Annotated in this window: 26 protein-coding genes; 10 read left to right on the top strand and 16 right to left on the bottom strand. The window is 61.1% G+C overall.

Features of this window, described 5'->3' with window-relative positions:
• Positions 1-98: 98 nt before the first annotated feature.
• On the bottom strand, positions 99-1,499 hold the full coding sequence (locus tag EV561_RS03760; RefSeq protein ID WP_132517714.1) for a PLP-dependent aminotransferase family protein: 1,401 nt from the start codon (positions 1,497-1,499) through the stop codon (positions 99-101).
• 100 nt (positions 1,500-1,599) lie between these two features.
• Here EV561_RS03760 and EV561_RS03755 point away from each other — a divergent pair, with 100 nt between their 5' ends.
• Together EV561_RS03755 and EV561_RS03750 are read left to right on the top strand one after the other, a co-directional pair.
• Complete coding sequence (locus EV561_RS03755) at positions 1,600-2,331, top strand: NAD(P)-dependent oxidoreductase (RefSeq protein WP_132517712.1); 732 nt, start codon at positions 1,600-1,602, stop codon at positions 2,329-2,331.
• A 31-nt stretch (positions 2,332-2,362) separates the two neighbouring features.
• On the top strand, positions 2,363-2,896 hold the full coding sequence (locus EV561_RS03750) for a cupin domain-containing protein (protein ID WP_132517710.1): 534 nt from the start codon (positions 2,363-2,365) through the stop codon (positions 2,894-2,896).
• A gap of 43 nt (positions 2,897-2,939) precedes the next feature.
• Here the strand turns inward: EV561_RS03750 and EV561_RS03745 are convergent, their stop codons facing one another.
• Positions 2,940-3,404, bottom strand: a complete 465-nt coding sequence (locus EV561_RS03745; protein ID WP_132517708.1) for a cupin domain-containing protein — start codon at positions 3,402-3,404, stop codon at positions 2,940-2,942.
• 356 nt (positions 3,405-3,760) lie between these two features.
• On the bottom strand, positions 3,761-4,801 hold the full coding sequence (locus EV561_RS03740; RefSeq protein WP_132517706.1) for a zinc-dependent alcohol dehydrogenase family protein: 1,041 nt from the start codon (positions 4,799-4,801) through the stop codon (positions 3,761-3,763).
• Positions 4,802-5,010: 209 nt separating this feature from the next.
• Between EV561_RS03740 and EV561_RS03735 the strand changes: the two genes are divergently transcribed.
• A complete protein-coding gene (locus tag EV561_RS03735) occupies positions 5,011-5,898 on the top strand; it encodes a branched-chain amino acid aminotransferase (protein WP_132517704.1) in 888 nt (295 codons plus the stop codon).
• Positions 5,899-5,980: 82 nt separating this feature from the next.
• On the opposite strand, the gene EV561_RS03730 is transcribed toward EV561_RS03735, so the two are convergent.
• Positions 5,981-6,664 carry a glutathione S-transferase N-terminal domain-containing protein gene (locus EV561_RS03730; RefSeq protein WP_132517702.1) on the bottom strand — a complete coding sequence of 228 codons (684 nt, stop codon included), beginning with the start codon at positions 6,662-6,664 and terminating at the stop codon, positions 5,981-5,983.
• Between the two features lie 114 nt (positions 6,665-6,778).
• On the opposite strand from EV561_RS03730, the gene EV561_RS03725 reads away from it, so the two are divergent.
• Positions 6,779-7,396 (top strand): TetR/AcrR family transcriptional regulator, encoded by a 618-nt coding sequence (locus EV561_RS03725; RefSeq protein WP_132517700.1) that lies wholly within the window; start codon positions 6,779-6,781, stop codon positions 7,394-7,396.
• A gap of 26 nt (positions 7,397-7,422) precedes the next feature.
• On the opposite strand, the gene EV561_RS03720 is transcribed toward EV561_RS03725, so the two are convergent.
• From EV561_RS03720 to EV561_RS03710, 3 genes are all read right to left on the bottom strand, one after another.
• Positions 7,423-8,652, bottom strand: coding sequence for a multidrug efflux MFS transporter (locus tag EV561_RS03720; RefSeq protein ID WP_132517698.1), 1,230 nt, complete (start codon positions 8,650-8,652; stop codon positions 7,423-7,425).
• Positions 8,649-9,347, bottom strand: coding sequence for a YbhB/YbcL family Raf kinase inhibitor-like protein (locus EV561_RS03715; RefSeq protein ID WP_132517696.1), 699 nt, complete (start codon positions 9,345-9,347; stop codon positions 8,649-8,651). The genes EV561_RS03720 and EV561_RS03715 overlap by 4 nt, the downstream gene beginning before the upstream one ends.
• 95 nt (positions 9,348-9,442) lie before the next feature.
• Positions 9,443-10,285: a helix-turn-helix transcriptional regulator gene (locus tag EV561_RS03710; RefSeq protein WP_132517694.1), complete on the bottom strand. Its 843-nt coding sequence runs from the start codon at positions 10,283-10,285 to the stop codon at positions 9,443-9,445.
• A 188-nt stretch (positions 10,286-10,473) separates the two neighbouring features.
• Between EV561_RS03710 and EV561_RS03705 the strand changes: the two genes are divergently transcribed.
• Entirely contained in the window at positions 10,474-10,818 is a 345-nt protein-coding gene (locus tag EV561_RS03705) for a nuclear transport factor 2 family protein (RefSeq protein WP_132517692.1), read from the top strand.
• 29 nt (positions 10,819-10,847) lie between these two features.
• Here EV561_RS03705 and EV561_RS03700 read toward each other — a convergent pair whose 3' ends face one another.
• The 4 genes from EV561_RS03700 to EV561_RS37055 form a co-directional block, all read right to left on the bottom strand.
• Positions 10,848-11,906, bottom strand: a complete 1,059-nt coding sequence (locus tag EV561_RS03700; protein ID WP_132517690.1) for an alpha/beta fold hydrolase — start codon at positions 11,904-11,906, stop codon at positions 10,848-10,850.
• 192 nt (positions 11,907-12,098) lie between these two features.
• Positions 12,099-12,767 (bottom strand): MliC family protein, encoded by a 669-nt coding sequence (locus EV561_RS03695; RefSeq protein ID WP_132517688.1) that lies wholly within the window; start codon positions 12,765-12,767, stop codon positions 12,099-12,101.
• Between the two features lie 42 nt (positions 12,768-12,809).
• Positions 12,810-13,181, bottom strand: coding sequence for a hypothetical protein (locus tag EV561_RS03690; protein WP_132517686.1), 372 nt, complete (start codon positions 13,179-13,181; stop codon positions 12,810-12,812).
• Positions 13,178-13,342: a hypothetical protein gene (locus EV561_RS37055; RefSeq protein WP_165927743.1), complete on the bottom strand. Its 165-nt coding sequence runs from the start codon at positions 13,340-13,342 to the stop codon at positions 13,178-13,180. The genes EV561_RS03690 and EV561_RS37055 overlap by 4 nt, the downstream gene beginning before the upstream one ends.
• A gap of 72 nt (positions 13,343-13,414) precedes the next feature.
• Here EV561_RS37055 and EV561_RS03685 point away from each other — a divergent pair, with 72 nt between their 5' ends.
• Positions 13,415-14,017, top strand: coding sequence for a superoxide dismutase (locus tag EV561_RS03685; protein WP_132517684.1), 603 nt, complete (start codon positions 13,415-13,417; stop codon positions 14,015-14,017).
• A 97-nt stretch (positions 14,018-14,114) separates the two neighbouring features.
• The gene (locus EV561_RS03680; protein WP_132517682.1) at positions 14,115-14,957 is read left to right on the top strand and encodes a metallophosphoesterase; all 843 of its coding nucleotides are present in this window, start codon (positions 14,115-14,117) and stop codon (positions 14,955-14,957) included.
• Between the two features lie 20 nt (positions 14,958-14,977).
• Here the strand turns inward: EV561_RS03680 and EV561_RS03675 are convergent, their stop codons facing one another.
• From EV561_RS03675 to EV561_RS03660, 4 genes are all read right to left on the bottom strand, one after another.
• The gene (locus EV561_RS03675; protein ID WP_132517680.1) at positions 14,978-16,048 is read right to left on the bottom strand and encodes an AraC family transcriptional regulator; all 1,071 of its coding nucleotides are present in this window, start codon (positions 16,046-16,048) and stop codon (positions 14,978-14,980) included.
• 243 nt (positions 16,049-16,291) lie between these two features.
• Positions 16,292-16,633 (bottom strand): hypothetical protein, encoded by a 342-nt coding sequence (locus EV561_RS03670; RefSeq protein ID WP_245512577.1) that lies wholly within the window; start codon positions 16,631-16,633, stop codon positions 16,292-16,294.
• A 54-nt stretch (positions 16,634-16,687) separates the two neighbouring features.
• Positions 16,688-19,129 (bottom strand): arylsulfatase, encoded by a 2,442-nt coding sequence (locus EV561_RS03665; protein WP_132517678.1) that lies wholly within the window; start codon positions 19,127-19,129, stop codon positions 16,688-16,690.
• Positions 19,130-19,278: 149 nt separating this feature from the next.
• Positions 19,279-19,977, bottom strand: coding sequence for a YafY family protein (locus EV561_RS03660; protein WP_132517676.1), 699 nt, complete (start codon positions 19,975-19,977; stop codon positions 19,279-19,281).
• Between the two features lie 126 nt (positions 19,978-20,103).
• Here EV561_RS03660 and EV561_RS03655 point away from each other — a divergent pair, with 126 nt between their 5' ends.
• The 3 genes from EV561_RS03655 to EV561_RS03645 all read left to right on the top strand — a co-directional run bounded on the left by EV561_RS03655 (position 20,104) and on the right by EV561_RS03645 (position 22,456).
• The gene (locus tag EV561_RS03655; protein ID WP_132517674.1) at positions 20,104-20,739 is read left to right on the top strand and encodes a LysE family translocator; all 636 of its coding nucleotides are present in this window, start codon (positions 20,104-20,106) and stop codon (positions 20,737-20,739) included.
• 254 nt (positions 20,740-20,993) lie between these two features.
• A complete protein-coding gene (locus EV561_RS03650; RefSeq protein WP_132517672.1) occupies positions 20,994-21,437 on the top strand; it encodes a cytochrome c in 444 nt (147 codons plus the stop codon).
• A 104-nt stretch (positions 21,438-21,541) separates the two neighbouring features.
• A complete protein-coding gene (locus EV561_RS03645; RefSeq protein ID WP_132517670.1) occupies positions 21,542-22,456 on the top strand; it encodes a cytochrome c in 915 nt (304 codons plus the stop codon).
• Positions 22,457-22,618: 162 nt separating this feature from the next.
• On the opposite strand, the gene EV561_RS03640 is transcribed toward EV561_RS03645, so the two are convergent.
• The gene (locus EV561_RS03640; protein ID WP_132517669.1) at positions 22,619-22,840 is read right to left on the bottom strand and encodes a hypothetical protein; all 222 of its coding nucleotides are present in this window, start codon (positions 22,838-22,840) and stop codon (positions 22,619-22,621) included.
• Between the last annotated feature and the right edge of the window lie 31 nt (positions 22,841-22,871).

Below are 22,871 nucleotides of genomic sequence, written 5' to 3'. Positions count from 1 at the left end.
TGGACGGCTCGCTCTCGGGCATGGCGCGCAATTTGGAGATGAAAGACGTCATGTGCAAGGGGGGCGGCGAAAATCCCTTCTCGGAAGGCCTGATTGCATCAGGAAAACTCCCGGATGATCTTCTGCAGTGTCGACCAGCTTGCCTCCATCCGCTCCGGCACGAGATTGGTGATGCCGAGCAGCAGCCCGGCGGCGGGCTCTTGACCTGCATACCACGGGGAAAGGGGACCGGGCGCAAGCCCGAAGGCTAGCAGGCGCTTGGCGATCTCCACATCGCGCGTTCCATTGGGAAGCCGCAGCACGAGGGCAAGCCCCGCCATGGCCTCGACAGACTGGCCGGGATCCAGCCATTGCTTGAGGAGATCGCGCCGCTGCGCATAGAGACGCTTCATCTTTCTCAGGTGGCGAATGTAGTGACCGTCGCGCAGGAATTCGGCGACCGCATGCTGGATGCCGGGAAACGGCGCCGGGGCGAGATAGGCCGCCGCCTCGGCAAACCGAGGCGCCATCGACGGCGGAACCACGATGAAGCCGAGCCTGAGCGCCGGGCTGATCGTCTTGCTGAAGGTGCCGATGTGAATGACCCGGCCGCCATGATCGATGGAAGCGAGCGCCGGCGCAGCACGGCCCTTCAGCTGCAATTCGCTGAGATAGTCGTCTTCTATGATCCAGGCTTTCGCCTCTTGTGCCCATTGCAGCAGGGCCCGCCGGCGCGGCAATGACATGGTCATTCCAAGCGGCGCCTGCTGGCCGGGCGTGACGAGCGCGAAGGCGGCAGCGGGCGCGATCTCCAATCCCAGCGAGACATCCAGCCCGTCGGCATCGACCGGAACGGCAACAGGCGTAATTCCGGCGATGCGCAGGGCTGCGCGGGCGATCGGATAACCGGGTTCCTCCATCCATCCAGGCCTGCCTTCGAGCTGCAGGGCACGGATGACGAGGCTAAGCGCACCATTATAGCCGCCGGTGATGAAAATCTGCTCCTCGCCGCAGGTCATGGACCGGGCGACCGCGAGGTAGCCTGCGATCTCTTGCCGCAAAGCCCGTTCGCCACGCGGATCGGGATAGCTGACGGGAAGGGCCGCGACTTGCCTTGCCGCTCGGGAAAGCGTGCGCGACCATGTCTTGAACGGAAAGGCGTCCTGCGCCGGTACGCCCATCTGGAATATCCGCGGCGGCGTCGAATAGTCCGAAAACATGATCGGCAAGCTTGGGCGTTCCTCGGCTTTTCGCTCCGGCCGCCTCGAGGGCAGATGTTCCGTGACCCGCGTTCCGCCAGGCCCCGAAGTAACGATCAGTTGCGCATCCAGAAGGCGCTCGTAGGCGACGCGCACCGTACCGCGCGCCACGCCGAGCTGTGTGGCGAGGTCCTGCCAGGACGGCAATCGCGTCCCCGGCTTCAGCCGCCCATCAAGGATCGCGGCTTCGATGGAAAGGCGAAGCTGCTCTGCGAGCGAAGACTTGGCGGTGCGGTCGAGTTTGATGGCGAGATCGGTCATTGCGATCAACGGTACAGGATTTCGAAGCGTTCTTGGTGCTTTTGTCTATACGATCCAGCCTGCAAACTCCGACCGAAATCGAATGCCGGAAGGAACTGTCATGTCCAAGCGAATTTTTCTTGCCGGCGCCGCTGGTGCGATCGGCAGGCGGCTGGTGCCCCTCCTCGTCGAAGCAGGCTATTCGGTCATCGGAACCACCCGCTCGCCGGAGAAGGCCGAGAATCTGCGGGCGCTCGGCGTCGAGCCCGTCATCGTCGATGTCTTCGATGCTGACGCTTTGGCGCGGATCGTCGTCAACGCCAAGCCGGATGTGGTGATCCATCAGCTGACGGATTTGCCGGCCTCGGTCGATCCGACCAAGGCGACGGAATTTGCCGCACGCAATGCCCGCATCCGCGGGCAAGGAACGGACAATCTCGTCAGGGCGGCCCTGGCATCGGGCGCCCGCCGCATGATCGCCCAGAGCATTGCCTGGACCTACGCACCCGGCGGCGAACCTCATGACGAGCAGGCGCCGCTGGATCTCGATGCGCTCGAGCCGCGACGGACGAGCGTGAATGGCGTTGTCGCGCTGGAAACAAAAACCCTTCAGTCACCGCCGTTGACAGGCATCGTTTTGCGTTACGGCCGCATCTACGGGCCGGGCACGGGGGGCGATGCCGCAAACGGATCGATCACCGTGCATGTCGACGCCGCCGCCCATGCGGCCTTGCTCGCGGTCGAGCGTGGCGAGCACGGCATTTTCAACATCGCCGAGCCAAGCGGTGAGCTGACATCGGCGAAGGCCGTGAGGACGCTTGGTTGGAGCCCGGCCTTCCGGCTGGCGAAATAACCTCAAGACACTCTCATCAGGGATCAAGGATATGACATTTCCGGATCTGCATTTGCCACAGCAACGGCGAAACGGTAGGAACCGGCTGCGCCCGGCAATCCTTGCCGCCATCGCCGTCACGGCATTGGGCTTTGCCACAACGCGCATCGCCATCGCGCCCGATGTCGTGGATCACCACTCGATGCACAATATGGCGCACATGATGGCCAGCGAGTCATCCGGGGCGGCCGGACGACCGGCGACGACGGTGACGCCGATCTCCTGCCAGAAATTGCCGAACGTGCCTGGCAAGTCGCTGACGCTGGCCCTCGTCGACTTCCCGCCGAATGGTTATACGCCTCGCCACCGGCATCCAGGCTCGGTGGCGGCATTCGTCATCAAGGGAACGTTGCGGTCACAGCTCGAAGGGGAGCCGGCGGAGACTTACACGGTCGGTCGATCCTGGTTCGAACCACCGGGCGCTATCCATCTCTTCGCGGAAAATGCCAGCAAGACGGAGCCAGCGCAGATTCTGGCGACCTTCATCGCGGATGACGATTGCGGTCCGCTGACCATTCCGGATTGAGGGCGCTGCCGGCGAACCGCCAAGGGGTCGCCGGCATCCATTGTCAGGCTGCGAGATAGACGATCCCGTGCGCGCTGGCGTCAGCCACGATCTGGGCAACGGCCTCCTGCGTCAGGTCCGCCTCGGGCGGATTGCTGGTGCCGGCCGACTGGATGAAATCGGCGACGTCCTTGTCGACAAGCGCGGAGAAGACCGTCGGCTCGGAACCGGGATTGGAATAGGCATGCGTCACGCGAGCCGGGATGGTGATGATGTCGCCGACGCCGAGTTCGAATTCTTCCTCGCCCACATCCGTCATCAGCCAGACCTTGAGCTGGCCTTCGAGGACGCGAAAGACTTCAGGGCTTGCCTGGCTGTGCGCCGGCGTGCCGTGGCCGGCCGGCACGGTGATGTCGAAGATATTCAGCCAGTTGCCTTCCAGGCGCGCGCGACGCTCAATCCGGTCGCCCAAAATGAAGAAGGTCCGCGCCGGGGCCTTCTGAAGTTGAATGTCGATCTTTTCGGACATGGATGTCTCTTTCTTATTTTTGGAGCCGGCGCTGTTAAACCTTCGTTCATGGTTTGGCAACAGCTGAAAAATCGGAACAGGCCGCGAATCGATTGGCAGATCCCGTCGGCATGAAATGGCGATCCGCCTTGATCGGAATGCCACAGGCGCCCGAAACGTAACGTTTTTTGCGTCACGAGCCGGTTGCATATAGGGAATGTCCGGCCTATGAGTATTGCGCTATGCGCATAACAGACTTGCCGTCCGATCGATCAATGGTGCAATGGCCGGCGGCCGCGCTGGCGAAATCCCTACGAGATTGTCCCGCCAGCGGTTGATCCGCTCGTCTTTTGAGCAAAGGGCAGGGGAGTGCCCGCTCAGAATTGCGTTATCACGCTGATCCCGGTTCCCTCCGCCTTGTCGAGCGTCATCAATGCCGGCACTGCCTCCTCCAGGCTGATCCTGCGGCCGATCAGCTTTTGCGGCGCGATCTTGCCTGCCGCCAGCATGTCGAGCATGGCGTCATAGCGCCAGGCCTGCATGCCGTGGCTGCCATAGATCTCCAGCTCATGCCCGATCACCTGGCCGATCGGGATCTGCGGCATCGCATGTTCGCCAAGCATCAGCCCAACCTGCACATGCCGGCCACGGCGGCGGAGATTCCGGATCGAGTTGCAGCAGGTGACGGGATGGCCGAGCGCGTCAATCGAGACATGCGCGCCGCCCTTGGTGATCTCCCGGACCGCCTCTGCCACGTCAGCCACATCGGACGCATTGATCGTCGCCACTGCTCCGCACTCACGGGCAAAGGCCAGTTTTTCTTCGGAAATGTCGATGGCGATGGGATTGGCGCCGAGGGCGCTGGCAATCATGATCGCCGACAATCCGACGCCGCCGCTCCCATGCACAGCGATCCATTCGCCGCCCTTCGTGCGCGCTTGGTCGGCAACGGCACGGAAGGAGGTGGCAAAGCGGCAGCCGAGGCTCGCCGCCGTGGCATCGTCGATGCTGTCGGGCAGATGTACCAGATTGGTATCGGCATAATCGATCGCGACATATTCCGCGAACGAGCCCCAATGGGTGAAGCCCGGCTGGAACTGGTTCGGGCAGACCTGCTGGTTGCCGGAATGGCATTCGGAGCAATGTCCGCAACCGGAAACGAATGGCACGGTGACGCGATCGCCAACCCTAAAGCGCATGACGCCCCTGCCTGTTGCCACCACCTTGCCGGCAAGCTCGTGGCCCGGCACATGCGGCAGGCGGATATCGGGGTCATGGCCCATCCAGCCATGCCAGTCGCTGCGGCAGAGACCCGTCGCGCCGACGGATATCACCACGCCATCTTCCGTGGGTGTCGGGTCCGGCAGGGTGCGAATTTCGGGGGCGGCCTCGAAGGCCTCGTAATACATCGCTTTCATGGGGATCTCCCGCTTTCATAGCCTTTGACGTACCCTATCATTTTTCCTGATGGACCCATTCGTCAAGCTGTTGTTTCCGCGCATGAAAATTGCGTGACATAGGGTGGCACGGGGCGCTTTCTTGCGAATGGTTTTTGGCGGGCAATTTCCGCTTGACCGCTCGGGAGGCGGGGCTTTCACTTCGCGATAGTTGCAAAAGGAATTTCATCATGTCTGTCGATACATCGCCCCGAACCGCCACCTGGACCTATGTCGACGGCGAGTGGATTTCCGGCAACCCGCCGCTGATCGGGCCGACCTCGCATGCCATGTGGCTCGGCTCAACCGTCTTCGACGGCGCCCGCTGGTTCGACGGCATTGCGCCCGACCTCGACCTCCACTGCCAGCGCGTTAATCGCTCGGCGGTTGCCATGGGCCTGACGCCGCTGAAGACGGCCGAAGAGATCGAGGCGCTCGCCTGGGAAGGCGTCAAGAAATTCGACGGCAAGACACCGGTCTATATCAAGCCGATGTATTGGGGCGAACACGGCTCGGCCGGCAGCGTCGTCATGGTCGACGGCGAATCGACCCGCTTTGCGCTCTGCCTCTTCGAAGCGCCGATGGGCGGCCGTGACGGCTTCTCGCTGACCGTCTCCCCTTATCGCCGTCCGTCGCCGGAGTCGGCGACAACAGATGCCAAGGCAGGCGCGCTATATCCCAATAGCGGCCGCGCCGTCAGGGAAGCAAAAAGCCGCGGCTTCGACAACGCGCTGATGCGCGACTTGAACGGTAATGTCGTCGAGACGGCATCCTCGAATATCTTCATGGTCAAGGACGGCGTCGTCTACACCCCTGTCGCCAACCGCACCTTCCTCGCCGGCATCACCCGCGCCCGCGTCATAGGCCTTTTGCGCCAGGCCGGTTTCGACGTGCGTGAAGCGACGCTCACGGTTGAGGACTTCATGGACGCCGACGAGATATTCACGAGCGGCAATTACTCCAAGGTCGTCAGCGTCATCAAGCTCGACGACCGCGAATTCCAGCACGGCCCGGTTACACGCAAGGCGCTGGACCTCTACATGGATTGGGCCTACGGGCGGAACAACTCCGCAGACTGAGCGCGTACCACTTCTTGATGCGGAAGCCGTGCGACCGCATCAAGACAGGCAGATATCCCTTGCCGGCCGCTCGATCGAGCGGTCATGGCCTGACCGGCGTCCCCGATTTTCCGGTAGAGGCGATATAGGATTGCGGGGCGAAGAAAATGCCATCCGCATCGAAGGCTTCGAGATCTTCCGCTTGAAGCGCCTGCCTCACTCCAGGTCTTGCGCCGACGCGGGCCATGAAGGCATGAATGGCCGGCCAGCGGGTGAGGTCGAACTTGATCCAGGGCGACCAGTTGAGGCAGACGAACATATAGGCGTCCGCAACCGTGAAATCGTCGCCCGTGAGATAGGGGCCTGTGATCTGGTCGTTCACCCACCGCAGCCTCTTCGAGACCAACGCGTGGATGCCTTCATGGGCGCCGGCATAGGTCGCATTGAAGAGCAGGGCCATCGGCTTGTGCAACTCGGCGGTGATGAAATTCAGGTAGGACTGAACCTGGCTGCGTGCGAAAGTGCCGGCCGGCGGTAGAAGGGATGAGCCTTCCGGCGCGCTTTCCGCCAGGAATTGGACAATCGCCGGACCTTCCGTCAGCACCTTGCCGTCGTCGAGCACCAGCGCCGGCACATAGCCGTTGCCATTGATGGCGAGATAATCCTCGCCCGTGCTCGTCCTGAACGTCTGCCGGTCGACGTCGATCAGTTCGATATCGATACCCAACTCACGGCAGATGATATGCGGGGACAGGGAGCATGCGGCGGCGTGCATATAAAGCTTCATCGTTTCCTCTCCGGCAGCGCGATCCGAAAGTGTCGCGTCAATATTCATTGGACATTTGTACTGTTTCGCATAAAATTCGAGGGGTCAAGATATTTTATGCGGATCGGTACAAAAATGAAGGATGAGAAGAAACGCGGCCGGCCGAGAGGCTTCGACGCAAAGGCTGCAATCGGGAAGGCCCGCGAGGTTTTCTGGGATCGGGGCTTTACCGCGGCTTCGCTGGACAACCTCAGCGCCGCAACCAACCTCAACCGGCCAAGCCTCTATGGGGCCTTCGGCGACAAGGAAGAGCTTTATCTGGATACTCTGGAGGGATATCGCGAAGACAGCATGGATGTCCTTGCAGACGCCCTCGATCCATCCCTGCCGCTCCGGGAAAACATCGCGCGAGTCTATGCCGGCGCGTTGGCAATCTATCTTCATGGCGAGACCGCGGCCCGCGGCTGCTTCCTGATCGGCACGGCCGCAGCGGAAGCCGTTCAGCATGTCCGCATTCGTGAAGTGCTGGGCCGCAGTCTCAACGATTTCGACGATGAGATCGAAAATCGGATGCAGCTCGCGGTCGAGCGCGGCGAACTTCCGCAAAGCGCAGATCCGCAAGCACTGGCAAAGCTCGCATCCGCTGTCATGCATTCCCTTGCCGTCCGTGCCCGCGCTGGCGACAGCCGCGAGACATTGGAGGCGATTGCCCGGTCAGGCGTGGACATGATCTGCGGCCGGGAGCAGGGGTAAGAACCCGATACTCCCGGCAGAAAAATCTATTCCTGTTCTTTCGGCTTCACCATCCAGCTATAGGCCGCCCCGGCAACCAGCAGCACGCAGGTGCCGAGGAAGACGGCGCGCATGCCGATGTGGCCGCCGACGAAGCCGCCGAGGACGGGACCCGCGACCTGGCCGACATATTGCGACGAGATCGACAGGCCGAGGATGCTGCCGATCGCGGCATCGGGCACGTTGTGGCGAATGACCGCCGTGATGCAGGGCAGGAGCCCACCGAGCGCAATCCCCATCAGGAAGCGCAGGACGATCAGCTGCCAGGACGCGGTCACAAAAGCCTGCGGGATCAACAGCAGCCCTGCAAACAACAGCGCCCCCGATATGACCGGCCAGTGGCCGATGCGGTCGGCGAGCTTGCCGAGCCTCGATGCCGAGAGAATGCTGCCGAGCGCGGCGGCCGACATGACGACGCCGGCGATCATCGTTACCTGCGCCTGGTTGGGAACGATCTGCGCGACATAGACCGTGATGATCGGCTCGATCGACATGTTGGCGAGCATCAAGAGCATGCCGGTCGCCAGCATGGCGATGACAGGCCGCTTGTCCGGAATCGATTTCCAGCCGCCGCCTGCCTTCGCCGCCTTTTTGCGCGCAGGCGACTTGTCTTCCTTGATCAGGAAGGTCGTGGCAAGGAAGGTCAGGAAGATCACGGCGCCGGCCGCCAGGAACGTGGTGCGAATGCCGATGATGGGCGGCAGCGCGCCACCGATCAGCGGGCCAACCAAGTTGCCGGCCATGATGCCCGAGGACACCATGCCGAGCGCCCAGGCGGAGCGATGCTTCGGCGTCTGGCTGGCGACGAGCACCATCGAGCCCGAGGCATAGCCGCCGGCAAGCCCGGTAAACAGGCGAAGGCCGACCAGCTGCCAGACATTGCCCGCCATGCCCATCAGCGAGATGGCGATCGTCATGCCGAGGCTGGCGCGGATCAGCATCAGCTTGCGGCCGTATATATCGCCAAGCCGGCCCCAGATCGGCGCGACGATGGCCGCTGCAAAGAAGGTCGCGCCATAGGCGATGCCTGACCATTGCACGATGGCGGCCTTGTCTGTCACGCCGAGTTCTTCGACATAAAGCGGCAGAAAGGGAAGCAGCAGCGTCATGGCGATGATGGTGGTGAAGGAGCCGACGAGGCAGATCACCATGTTTCTCATCCAATGCGCGGTTTCAGGCTCCGTGGTGGCGCCTGCTTCCCATCTGGTCTCGGTCATTTCCTTGCTCTTTCATTGATCGTGTAATTCACCGTCGCGGTCCCCTGCGCCAGGATATGCCCCTTCGCAGCGGCAAGAAGTTCGGCCCGGTTGAAGACGGGTGGAAGCTTGAGTGCCGAAACGTCGAGAGCGTAGACGGTGAGCTGATATTCGTGGATGCGCCCGTCATTCCAGGGCGGGCAGGGACCCATGTAGCCGCCATGCTGGCCGTTCTTCAGCGTGCCGTCGCCGGCCCCGTTCTGGCCGCGAAGCCCATGCAGCGTGCGCTTCAGCGGCAGCCCTGATTTGCTCAGGCCTTCGCCATCGGCTCCGGCAGGCAAGTGGAGTTGCGAGGCTGGAATGTCAACCAGCACCCAATGCACGAACTCGGAGCGGGGAACATCCCGGTCGATAGTCACACCTTCCTTGTTGAAGTTGGAGCGATCCGTCGGCACCGTCGGGTCGACAAGCGCAAGCGCATAGGACTTGGTCCCTGCCGGACCTTTCGACCAGAGGATTGCCGGGCTGACATTCCGCCCCGGTGCAGACTTGCCCTGCCGCGTCGGCACGCAGGCGGCGTTCTGGGCAGGCAATATGTCGCCCGGCTCCGTCTTGTCGAAATGCACCTTCAGATCGGCCGCCGAGGCGGAGAGCGCGACAGTCGTTGCTGCTGCGGCGATTGTCATGACGCGGAGAAGGCGGGTCGTGCTCTGCATGGTCTTGCCCTTTCGTGTGAAGCGGATGAATGCCGGTCTAGCAGACCCTTTATGCTGTTCATGCGTCGAAACGCTCAAAATATGTCTGAAAACGCTCAAGAGGTCAGAGGTTGATGCAATTCGGTTCGGGCAGCCCGAAGCCGGTCTGCTAGGAGGCGCGTCGATCGGTATCCCGTGGCGAGCGCCGCTTCGTTGAGCGAGAGGCCGTCTTCGGCAAGCATCGTCTGCGCCGCCGCTATCCGCTCGATTGCAATCACCTCGCGCAAGCCGGTGCCCTCGTCGGCGAGGCGGCGGCGCAGGGTGGCATTGCTGGTGCCGAGCTCGCTTGCGATCAGCTCCGCCGTCCAGGCACGATCCGGCTGCCAGCGGATCAGTGCGCGCACCCGATCGGCCATCGTCTCCGGCTTGACGGGCAGCGCGCCGCGCATGCCGAGCACGATCAGCACCTCCATGATGCGATGATTGACCAGCGAAACAGGCAGGTCGCCGGAGGCGATGCCTTCCCCGGCATGATGGATCGCCGCGGCAAGCACGGGATCGAGCGGCAGCGAGAAATGCGGCTCGGCTTTGACGACAGGCAAGGCCCTGGCCGCCCGGCGCACGATATCATCCGGGAAATCGATGAAGATGGCGCGATAGGCGCCACTCTTCGGATCGGGATCGTTGACCACATCGCCCCTCCAGCCGCCCGGCAGCACCAGAACCGTCCCGGCAGCAAACCGCAGGTGACGGCCCATGCTGATCACTTCCTTGGCGCCCTCCACGATGACAACGATCGAGACGCGCGAAAAAGCGCAGCCGGCAATGCGCTCGCGCTCATGCGTCACGAAGGTGAAAAGCGATGCTGCACCCTTGATGTCGGCAATCGGTATCGAGGGGCGATTGTCCCTCGCGGCAAGGCGGCTCAGGCGGTCCAGTATCTGTCGGGCCTCGGGCATGGAGGCGGTCCTTTCGGCATGCTCAATTCAGCCCAATCTGGACGATGCGGGAACCCCTGCCAAGCCGCCGCAAGGCTTCATCAGTTGCCTCCTACTATCATTTCTGCTATAAACCGATTGCATTTTGCAATCAGATTGGATCGTCTCGACGCCGCGGTGCGTTGAGACAAAAACACGAGGAATGCATCATGACGTCCACAAGCGATGCGAGACTGGAAACCGTCCGCAATCTCTACGCCGCCTATATCGACCAGCGCCCCGATCTCGTCCGCCCGATGCTGACCGATGGCTTCACCTTCTCGAGCCCGCGCGACGACCATATCGACCGGGCAACCTATTTCGAGCGCTGCTGGCCGAAGGAAAGGGTGTTCAGCGGCTTTCATTTCGAGCATCTCGTGCCCGATGGCGACGACGTTATCGTCGGCTACCGCGCCGACAAGATCGGCGGCGGCAGCTTCCGCAACATCGAAACGATCCGTTTCGAGGGCGACAAGGTCGCTGAAGTGACGGTCTATTTCGGGCGGAATTTATAGTTTGGTTGTTTCAAGCCGCTTCCGTGTTGCTAGCGGCTTGTCTTGAGCGCGTGGGTGAAGGCGTCGATAGTCATATCGATCAGCTGCGCATGAATTTCGCCTCTTGTGCGACCGCCGCCATCCGAGCAAATCGGATCGCCGACTTTTTCAGCTTCGGCCATGTCAGTCGCGCCCGGTTTGCACTCGGCGAACATGCTGAAATGACTGGCATCTCCGATCACGGAATAGGTGCCGTTCGGAATGGCTTTCGCGATCTGGGAGGCATCGGCAGTCAAAGGGATTTTCCCCGGCTGCCCCAGGTTTATGATCTCGACGGGAATTGAGATCTGCGAAAATGTCTTGAAATCAAAGATATCGATAGGAGCGGGGTCGATCGCCATCGCAAAGCGAATGCGCTTGTCTTCGTTGTCACGACTGGCGGGCCGCAAATCCATGGTGTGAAGATCCACACCGCTTTGCCTGACCCATTCACAAAGGGAGGCATTGAGCGCGTCCGTATCGCAATAGGCGGCCAGGCGTATGGGATCCATGCGGGCGCCGGCAATCGACAACACGGTGTTGCCGCCGGCGGAAAGCCCCAGGATGCCGGTCTCGTCATTGTCGATGTGCTCTCTGAAGAAAGCGTCCTTTTCGACAGCATTCAGAGTCTCGGTGATATCCCGGGGCCTCAGCCAAAGCTTCATCGTTTCCGCTGCCGATCGACTAGCGCCTCCATTTCCGGGATGGTTTGGGGCCGCGACGACGAATCCCGCTTTTGCCAATGGCGTCGCAATCCAGCTTACCGCTTGCGCATATCCCGCGAGGCCGGCGCCATGGGAGAGCAATATGAGGGGAAATCTTCCCTCTGAAATCGGCGAATCGCGCATGGCGGAAGTGCCGGTAACGAACGGGCTTTCACCAAGCGTGACCGACGTTCCCCCTGATTGCGCCGGGTACCAGACGGTGACGTCGAGATTGGTCCCGCGCTCTTCGGAGCGGGCCGAGATCTGGCGAACGCCGACATTATCGCTGGCGCCGGAGGCTGGCTGCACCATCAACGCCGAAAGGGCGATGATCGAAAGCGCGATCGAGATTTTCAAAAGCTTCATCGTTTCCCTCTGCAATGTGACGACAGCGGTCGATCTGAGGGAAAATATCGTGAAACTCGACCTTGATCGTAATCGAGGTCGTGCTTGATCGCGATCCTGGAACCGCGGAACTTCGGGCTATGACCGTGCTGACCAGATCGGCGGATGTTGGCGGCAGCAATTGAGCCCTACCGATCGGCTCTATGCCGGCGCTTACTTCGGCTCCGCAATCCTGCACTGATGCGTCTTGCCGTCGGGCAGCGTGAACATCGCCCCGCGACCCTTGATCCAAAACACCGTTTCGCCATCTCCGGATGTTGCAATGTAACGAGCGCCGGAGCCGGTGGGGCCGAGCTTGGTCACCAGCGCCCGGTCGGCCCAGCTCAGATAGGCAAGCGGTGTCTGCGTATTGGCAAACACGACTGTCATCGGTGCGGGCAGGCCCTCGCAGGTGACGGTATCGGGTCCGAGGCTAATGCCTTTCTTGTCGGCCGAGCGCGCGACCGGATAGGTGCCCCTGAGCTCCATGATGCGCTTCAGGTAGCCGGCGACCACGCAATCATGCATTTCGGTCGCGCTTGCGCAATTTTCCCGCGCCTTCATCCAGTTCTGCTGGCTTGCCGCCAGCGCCTTCCGGTCGGAAGCCTTCGGCTTGCTGTCCTGCGCCAGCGCGAAAAGCCGCATCGCCTCGCGGTCGAGTGCGGAAAGCTGGGCATCGCCGCAGACGAGCTCCTGCACCTGGCCCTTCGCCTTCTTGCAATCGAAGCTCGGCGCGGCCGCATGTGCCGGGGCGACCGGCAGGACGGATGTCGCGGCAAGGATCGAAGCGGCGGCGAGCATCCGGCGGATAGGGCTCCTGCGGATCAGGGCGATGTGACGCATGGGTTTTCCTCCGTCTGCAAATGCGTCTCCTGTTGCGGGCAATCAGGGCGTCTTGCCGGCCTTCGCCTTACCGGGGTTCGCTTTGCCGGGAAGCAGCACCTTCATCTTGTCGGCGCCGATCTCGCTGCCGATTTCAGCGGTCTTCGCCTGCTTGTCGTAGACGCAGAGGAAACTCGCCTGCGTCTTGCCGCCCTTAGGAATGCCGGTCAGAAGCGCAAGGCCATAATGTTCGCTGCCGGTCGGGTCGACGACGATGCGCGGGTGCGGCAGCTGGTCGACGACTGCCGCCTTACATTTCGCCTCGACATCGGCGGAAAACTGCTTCCAGGCATCGTCCGAAGAAGCAAGCGCGCTGCCCGCCAGGAATGCTGTTGCCGTAAAGGCTGCAATGGTCGCGGCTGTCTTGCCGGTCATGTTTTCGAAACTCCGATCTCCGGCGCCGGTTCACTTGTTGGGAACAATAAACCGATGCGTGAATTGAGGATTTGGACGTCGTCGGTGCCAGATAGTCCTTCGGAAAATAAAGGCAAATTTTCCGAAAGCGTACCGATTTTTGGCAGTTCGAGTGTTGCCACGTTCACACTCCGCTCCTATGTTCCCGCTCACCTGCCAAAGGACGCAATCTATTGCCAAGAGGAGATATGACCATGGCTTTCGAATTGCCTGAACTTCCATACGATTACGAAGCACTTACGCCCTTTATGTCGAAGGAAACCCTCGAGTTTCACCACGACAAGCACCACAAGGCCTATGTCGACAACGGCAACAAGCTCGCTGCAGAAGCAGGGATGGCCGACCTTCCGCTGGAAGAAGTCGTCAAGAAGTCCTTCGGCACCAATGCCGGCCTGTTCAACAATGCTGCCCAGCACTACAACCACATCCATTTCTGGAAGTGGATGAAGAAGGGCGGCGGCGGCAACAAGCTGCCGGGCAAGCTCGAAGCAGCCTTCACCTCCGACCTCGGCGGCTACGACAAGTTCAAGGCTGATTTCGCCGCTGCCGGCGCAACGCAGTTCGGCTCCGGCTGGGCCTGGGTTTCCGTCAAGAACGGCAAGCTCGAAATCTCCAAGACCCCGAACGGCGAAAACCCGCTCGTTCACGGCGCAACCCCGATCCTCGGCGTCGACGTATGGGAACACTCCTACTACATCGACTACCGCAACGCCCGTCCGAAGTACCTCGAAGCCTTCGTCGACAGCCTGATCAACTGGGACTACGTCCTGGAGCGCTACGAAGCCGCTACCAAGTAATCGGCAAACCTGCCGTCAATTATCGCACCCGGCGCCTCCATACGCCGGGTGTTTTGTTTGATATGGTATTGGCACGCCACCCGACCCGAAGAAGCCTATGTCCTTTACAGAACCTCTCTTCCGCTTCGGCGTCATCGCCGACCCGCAATATGCGCCCATCGAGCCAAATCTTGCGCTGAACCGCTATCCCGCAAACAGCCTGGGCAAGCTTCAGGAAGCGATCGCCGAGTTCAATCGCCATGATCTGGCCTTTGTCGTCACCCTCGGGGACATCATCGACGGCATCTGGGAGAGCTTCGACGCGGTGTTCCCCGTCTACGAGACCCTGCATCACCCGCGCCATTTCCTGCTCGGCAATCACGATTTCGCGGTCGCGCCCGAGCGGCTCTCGTCCGTCGTGTCACGGGTCGGCATGCCGGCCGCATATTATGATTTTGCGAAGGATGGCTATCGCTTCATCGCGCTCGATGGCAACGATGTCAGCATGCACGCTTGGCCGGAGGGCCATCCGAACAGGCAGGAAGCCAAGCAATGGATGAAGGCGCTGGATGCTGCAGGCGCGAGCAACGGCAAGCGCTGGAATGGCGCGATCGGCAGCGCGCAATTCCTCTGGCTGCGCGAGACGCTGGAAAGGGCGAAGGTTGACGGTGAGAAGGTTTTCGTCCTGAACCACTATCCCGTCTTCCCCGTCAACGATCACAACGCGTTCGACAGCGAACAGATCCTCGACCTTCTTGCCGGCTACGACAACGTCATCGCCTATTTCAGCGGCCACAATCACCATGGCAATTTCGGCGCTAGGGACAGCACCTATTTCGTCAATTTCAAAGGCATGGTCGATACGCCTGACCTGAACGCTTACGCCATCGTCTCCGCCTATTCCGACAGGCTCGAGATTGAGGGTTTCGGTCGGGAAGGGGATCGGACACTGCCGCTGTAGGTCAGCGGCGGGGGCATCAATCAGGAGGCGGCCTTGCGCTCCAGCCGCGCCACATTGCTCGGCGGCTGACGGTGCATCTGCCGCCAGGCCGTCGGGCTCTGGCCGGTCACCCGCAGGAATTCCCGGTTGAAATTCGATTTGGTCTGAAAGCCGGCATCGAAGACGATGCGCGTGACGGGATCGTCCGTGCTTTCCAATAGCAGGCAGGCAGCCATCACCCTGAAATTATTGACATATTGCGAAACGCTCATGCCATGGATGCGGTTGATGGCATTGGAGACTTGCCGGGCAGGCAGGTGAAGTCGCCGGGCGATCTTGGCAAGATTCAGGTCGACATCCCGATAGAGTTCGCGGCTCCGCATGAGGCTGTCGACATTGGCCGCGATCCGTGAATCTTCCTCCGTTGCGATCAGCGCGACCTCGGCCGGTTCATCAGCAGTCTCCGACGGGTCGGAGGCGGTATTGGCGCTGGTGACCGATGCCGCGGCACCGAGGACGAGCAGGGATATCATATTGACCGCGGCGATGATCGACGCTGAATACCGGCCGCCGGTCGATGCGAAATCATAGCTGATGACGACATCCGTCACCGCCGACCCGAGGATTGCAAAGGCGGTGACCTGTAGCGAGCGGTAAGAACGCACGGCGCCGTCGAGTCGCGAAGCGACGAGACTGTCAGGACCGAGGCGCGCCATCCAGACGAGAGCCGCTCCATAGCCAAGGAAGACGAGCGTGATCACCGGCCCGACCGGATCGGGCCAGACGATCAAAAGCAGCGTAACCAGGCAGGCCGGCAAAAACTGGGCCGAGATCAGCAGCCAGGAAGGTCCATTCCCTTCGGCGGCGAGGCTGCGGAAACTCAGCCAGGCGAGCGGTGGGATGACGGTCGCAAGCACCGCCTGCGCAGGCATGATCGCCCTGGTGTCATAACCCCAGCGGATGCCGATCAGCACCGATTGCAGCGCATAGGCCCCGATCAGCAGCAGGAAGAACCGGCTTTCGCGCAGCTGTCCCTCGGCGCGCCGGATCATCTGCACGAGGATGGTGATCAGGAACAGCGATACGACGAAGGGCAGGGGGATAGAGATCATGATGACGCATCTTCGATAGTGGAGTGGGCGGCAATCGCAGGTGATTTTGCCCCATATCGTGTTTGCGGTCGACCGCGATCGCAATCGAGGTCGCGCCGATGGGCGATTTCATCAGGCTTCCTGCGGATCGGGCATTGGCCCGGAGCAGATAAGGGTCCTCCATCTCCATCATCCCTTGCGCGGCCCTCGCCTGGGGAGGTTCGCTTGAGTTTTCTCGCTGAATGCCGGCCGGATGCCCGCGAATTATGTTTTGGTCCAGATTCGAAAAAGCAAGATCGAAAGGACAGCATGGATCGCCACCGCCGGCCACAAAAGCATGCCTGCGAGCCCACCAATCGAACCGACGTAACCCAGATACAGTGCCACAGCGGCGCTGTATGCCGACATGCCCAGAAGAGGTGAGTTCAGCAAGCAGCCGACGCCAAGGGCACATAACGCAATCCCGGCCACCCGAGCCGGTGCGATGGCAACACCAACGAGCGGCTCCCCGAGCAGTACTTGCCCCACCCAGGACGGCGCGATCAACAAGGCAACACCTGTAACGATTTCGCCGACAGCGGCGAAATCAAGCACCCTGATCATCATTGTGCGTTGCCTCTCGTCGCTTACGCCTGCCATTTCTGCTAATTGATCAGGCCATCAGGGCACTGCAATCGTCCCCGGTTTCAGTTCGAAGGTCAGCTTGTCGATCTTGCCGGTAAATCTGAACGGCGGATCATAACGATACTCGATAAGCGCCACCCCCGTTCTCGTGTCGAGACCGATGTCGAAGGTCTCGTCCTCCGGGAAGGTAACGGGGATACCGTGCTCTATGGAGTTCTTGGCCACTTCCGTGCCGTCCACCGACAGCACTCCCGTGCCGCCCTTGCCCAGTTCCGGCCCATCGGACTTGAAGTCGAAGACAATCTTATGTCTGCCGGATTCCAGTTCCGGCCCCTCCCATGTGGTGCGTTTGAGGTCCAGGAGGTTATAGAGAAACACCACCTTGCCTCTTCCGACACCGAAATCGCCTTTGCTGAGAAAGAGGCCATAGCCGCCGAAGCGTCCTCCTTCGGTGACGATCATGCCTTCCGCACCGCCCTCGGGAATATCGACGTCGGCGGTGATGGTGTAGGACTTGTTCATGATGCTGGGCGCGGCACTCGCCGGCACGCCGCTCAGCTCTCCGGAATAAGTAAACTCCGTTCGCCCGGCCGTGAGGTTCGGGCGCGGCGTGTTCCAACGGGCAAGCGTCGAGTTGTCGAGCGGCAGAACATTGTACTTCTTCGCCTCGGAATAGAAGAGGTCTTGCAACTCCTTCAGCTTGTCGGGCAGCTGGGTCGCGAGGTCGGTTGCCTGGGTCGGGTCCTCACCGACGTTGTAGAGCTCCCAATGGTAGCCGGTGATCACGTCAGGTGGCGTCGCGGTGCTCAGCCCCCATGGCAGTGTTGCAGGCGTCGTCGCAGCCACCCAGCCGTCGTGGTAGATGGCGCGGTTGCCGAGCATCTCGAAATACTGCGTTTCATGCCGGGTTGGCGCGGTCTCGTTGGCTTTGTTCCAGGTGTAGACCATGCTCACGCCCTCGATCGGGCTCTGCTGGATGCCATTGATCGTATCTGGCGCTGGGATGCCTGCAGCCTCGAGGATGGTTGGGACGATGTCGATGACATGGTGGAACTGGCGGCGAATGCCGCCCTGGTCTGTGATGCGACCCGGCCACGACATGACGACGCCCTGCGCGGTGCCGCCGAAATGCGAGGGCACCTGCTTTACCCACTTGAATGGCGTGTCCATGGCCCAGGCCCAGGCGGCGGCGTAGTGTGGGAAGGTTCGCTCCGACCCCCAGAACGGATACCAGAGAAACTGATCCTTGACCGGCACCGGAATGCCGTTGAAGGTCGTGAACTCGTTCGGAGTGCCGTTGACCATGCCCTCGGCGCTGGCGCCGTTGTCGCCGCCGATGTAGATGATCAGCGTATTGTCGCGTTCGCCGAGGTCTTCCACCGCCTGGATGACGCGCCCGATTTCGTGATCGGCATAGGCGAGATAGGCTCCATAGACATCCGCCTGCCGGGTGAAAAGCTTCTTCTCCTCCAGGTTCAGGGAATCCCATTGCGGCAGCCCTTCCGGCCAAGCCGTCAGCTTGGCGTTCTCAGGCATGATGCCGAGCCGTTTCTGGTTGGCGAATATCGTTTCACGCACCTTGTTCCAGCCGTCGTCGAACAGGTGCATGTCGCTGATCTTCTTGATCCATTCCGTTGTCGGATGGTGTGGCGCGTGTGTCGCACCCGGTACATAGTAGACAAACCAAGGTTTGCCGGGAGCAAGCTCCTTGAGCTGCTTGATGTATCCGATCGCCTCGTCCGCCATGGCGGTCTCTAGATTCCAGGCCGGCTTGCCCTCGAAGGGATAGATCGGCGTCGTGTTGCGGAAGAGGTTCGGCTGCCACTGGCTGGCGTCGCCGCCGACGAAACCGTAGAAATAATCGAAGCCCATACCGGTCGGCCACTGGTTGAAAGGCCCCGCCTGGCTGGATTGATAGGAGGGCGTGTTGTGGTTCTTGCCGAACCACGACGTGGCATAACCATTTTCTTTCAGGATGGTGCCGATTGTGCCCTTTTCGACCGGAATAATTGAATCGTAGCCGGGAAAGCCGGTCGCGATCTCACCCACCACCCCGAAGCCGACCGAGTGATGGTTGCGTCCGGTGACCAAGGCTGCCCGTGTCGGTGAACAGAGCGAAGTCGAGTGGAAATTGGTGAACCGGAGACCTTCCTTTGCGATGCGATCCATCGCCGGAGTAGGAATGACGCCGCCAAAGGTGCTAGGTGCGCCAAAACCCTGGTCATCCGTCATGATCAGCAGGACGTTGGGCGCGCCTTTTGGCGGCACGACGCGCGGTGGCCACCATTGGCGCGATTGATCTGCCCGCTGGTTGATCACGCCGCCAAAGCTCGCATCAGGCGGCGGAAGTTGTTTTCCGGTGATCGTGGTGGTCGCCCCAGCCTCGCCAAGCGTACCCGTCACCTGTTGAGGCCAGGCTGACGTACAGCCAATCGCGAAGAACGCCGCACCCACAAGCATGCTCCGGCCAATGGTCATGGCGGACCCCTCCTGCTGCAGATGAACCAATGCGATTACATAAGAAAGATCTAAAATATACCACTTGTTCGTCGCGAGAAAAACTACATTTCCCACTCAGTGAAATGGGAGGTCCGCTTCGGACCGGAAGACGATTATGCGGAAATGTTCTACCCCGCCTGTCGCCCCGCATTGATCTCCCATCCGCTGACCCAGAGCGCCCGCAACCGCTCGCCGTCACCCTTGAAGAACTGCCCGGTGGCCTCGCAAGCCTCGATCCGGTCGCTGCGGAAATTGCGGATCGCCTCGCGCAACTCGCACCAGGCGACGACATTGGCGGTCTGGGAATAATAGATCAGTGCGATCGGTCGGATGACGCGTTGAGTCTCCCGGCCGAGTTCGTCGCGATAGGCAATATCGAGCTTCTGCTCGTCGCGGATGGCACGCCGCACGGAGGCAAGATCCGCGGTGGGCGAGGGCGCTATCGAACCCCAGGCATAGAGCGCCTTCGCATCCATCGCCTGCCGCAAGGGCGGCGGTACAGCGCCGGCGATCTTCTGGCCGATGCGCGCGGCCGCTTGCTTCAGCTCGCCGTCGCCGGTTCGCTCAAGCAGCGCCAGCGACAGCACGATCGCCTCCATCTCCTCGATCGAGAACATCAGCGGCGGCAGGTCGAAGCCAGGCCTAAGGATATAGCCGATGCCCCGGCCGCCCTCGATCGGCACGCGCATGGCCTGCAGCGCGACGATATCGCGATAGACCGACCGCACCGTCACTTCCAGCTGTTCGGCGATGATAGCTGCGGTGACGGGCCTCTTCGCCAGACGCAGGATCTGGATGATCTCGAACAGCCGCGACGCCTTGCGCATGTGAGCTCCCACTTCCACGCTACTGACAATACCCTGTCAGTTGGGCTGGTTTATAGGAGCGCTTATCGAATTGAAAATCAATGGCATCCCCAATGGATCGGCCGTTTTTGACGATGGGCAACTGACATGGCTTACAGCGAAAACCTCTGGCTCTACTTCATTCTTCTCTTCGGCATCATCATCGTGCCGGGCATGGACATGCTCTTCGTATTGGCAAGTTCGCTGACCGGCGGCCGCAGCGCCGGCATGGCGGCAACGGCGGGCATCATGGCGGGTGGGGCGGTGCATGCGCTCTACGGCGCGCTCGGCATCGGCCTGCTTGCAAGCTTCCTTCCCTGGCTCTTCAATCCATTGCTTGTTGTCGGCGCGCTCTATATGGCCTGGATCGGAATCAGCCTGATCCGCAGCTCGATCACCGTCGACGGCGGCGGACCGGATGGCAGCCGCACTTCATGGCGTGCGTTCCGCCGCGGCGCGATAACCTGCCTGATGAATCCGAAAGCCTATCTCTTCATGCTTGCGGTCTATCCGCAATTCCTGAAGCCGGCCTATGGCCCCATCTGGGTCCAGGGGCTGATCATGGGGCTGATGACGGTCTGCACGCAGTTCGCCATCTATGGCACGTTGGCCGTGACGGCTGGGCGTAGCCGCTCCTTTCTGATCTCCAACCCGAAGGCGACTGTCATCGTTGGGCGAGCCGCCGGCCTGTTGTTGGTCCTCGTATCGCTCTTTGGCCTCTGGCATGGCTGGCGAGCAATCTGACGTCAAGGAAATCAAGGAGATGGACTGTCCCTGGTGAATCGGATCGTCAACCGGTTCAGGCGCAGCTTGAAGGCTCCAAATTGCCGCCCGGTGAGACCCGCACGTTCCGATCCCGGCATTTCTTGAAGGAAATATGATACTGATTTTATTGCCTTCTCACCATTTTGTGACTTCATTGCCGCCATGAAGTTCGTCCAATATGCTCCCGCGAATAGGCGCCAGCCGCATCCGCGGCGATTTACAGGAGTGGGATTATGAATTGGAAGGCGATTGTGGCCGCAACGGTGTTTGCCGGTGTGGCCTTTGGTTCCGTCGTTGCGGCGGATGGCACGCATGATTCCCGTATTGCAATGATGAAGAAGATCGGCGGAGCTGCAGGCACTTTGGGTGCCGTCGCCAAGGGCACCAAGCCCTACGACGCCGATGCCGTGAAGGCTGCCCTGACGACGATCGCCGAGACGGCCAAGGCTTTCCCCGACCAGTTCGGCCCCAACAGCGACAAGACCGATCCCGAAGTCAATCCGAAGCTCTGGGACAATATGGACGACTTCAAGGCCAAGGCTGCCAAGCTTTCGACCGATGCCGAAACGGCGCTGGCCACCCTTCCTGCCGATCAGGCTGGCGTGGGCGAGGCCCTGAAGACGCTCGGTGCTGATTGCGGCGCCTGTCATCAGGCCTATCGCATCACCAAGAACTAAGCGGTAGGTCCTTCCCAGTCTTGAATTGCGGAAACCGCGTCGGCCTTGCCGCCGATGCGGTTTCTACTATCTGACGCTTCTGGCGCATCGGGGATGATGAGAGCATGGTCGCAAGATTTGTGAGATGGCTGCTCTGTCTGATCGGCATTGCCATCATCGGCTTTGCCGCTTTTTATTTCATCACGGCGCCGTCGCCGCTGCCGGAAAGCCATTGGGCAAATCTCGGAGCGCCCGACGTCAAGAATGGTGAGATGGTCTTCTGGGCCGGCGGCTGCACCAGCTGTCATGCGGCGGCGGGTGCGCAGGGAGATGCCAAGCTAGTCCTGTCTGGCGGGCTGGCGCTGAAGAGCCCTTTCGGCACGTTCCATGTCCCCAATATCTCGCCGGATGAACAGGCCGGCATCGGCGGCTGGACGCTGGCCGATTTCGGCAATGCCATGAAGCGCGGCGTCGGAAAGCACGGCGAGCATCTCTATCCCGCCTTTCCCTACGGCTCCTATGCCCGCATGAGCGACAAGGATGTCAACGATCTCTTCGGCTTCCTGAAGACCCTGCCGAAAAGCAGCAATGTCGCGCCGCCACACGAGCTGCCCTTTCCCTTCAATATCCGCCTGGCATTGGGCGGCTGGAAATTCCTCTATTTCAACGATGCGCCCCGCGTGACCCTCGCCAATGCCGACGACAAGCTGAAGCGCGGCCAATATCTGGTCGAGGGCCCCGGCCATTGCGGCGAGTGCCATACGCCCCGCGACGCGCTCGGCGGCTTCCTGAAGGACAAGTGGCTGGCCGGCGCGCCGAACCCGGAAGGCAAGGGCACCATTCCCGATATCACCCCGGGTTCGAAAGCGATCGGCAACTGGAGCGAGGCCGATATCGCCAACTATCTGGAAACGGGCTTCACCCCGGACTTCGATTCCGCCGGCGGGCAGATGGCAGAGGTACAGCAGAATATCGCGAAACTGCCGAAGGCGGACATCGAGGCGATTGCTGCCTATCTCAAGGCCGTGCCGTCGCGTTGAGTTGGTTGCGCCTTTGGGCTGCAGGTGTGGCGGTCAAAGGGCGTTCTACGCCCACGGAACGTCATTCACAACGGGGTCCCATTCGGCCATGGCGATCGTGATCTAAGCCACCCCCACTTAATCGAGTATCAAAGGGCGGCTTATTCCGGCAAAAAGGAAACGTTATCGAATAAGACTGCCGACGATTTCAAGAATATCCACCAGCGGCATGCATCCCAGAACCAGACCACCGAGCGCTCCAAGCGGGGCGGAGAGCGTCATGGCGATAATGCCGGCCAGGTGAAAGCCGAGCCAACCTGCAAGGACAAGGCCGGCGCAACTGAGAGTGAAGGCAACGATTTTGCGCACCTTTGACATTCGATCGAAACCGGGTAGCGAGGTCATCTTTTCTTCGGAGCGCTGATGGCTGATTGAT

The organism is Rhizobium sp. BK376 (genome assembly GCF_004341625.1).
Classification (GTDB): domain Bacteria; phylum Pseudomonadota; class Alphaproteobacteria; order Rhizobiales; family Rhizobiaceae; genus Rhizobium.
This window is presented reverse-complemented; position numbering and strand designations above follow the sequence as displayed.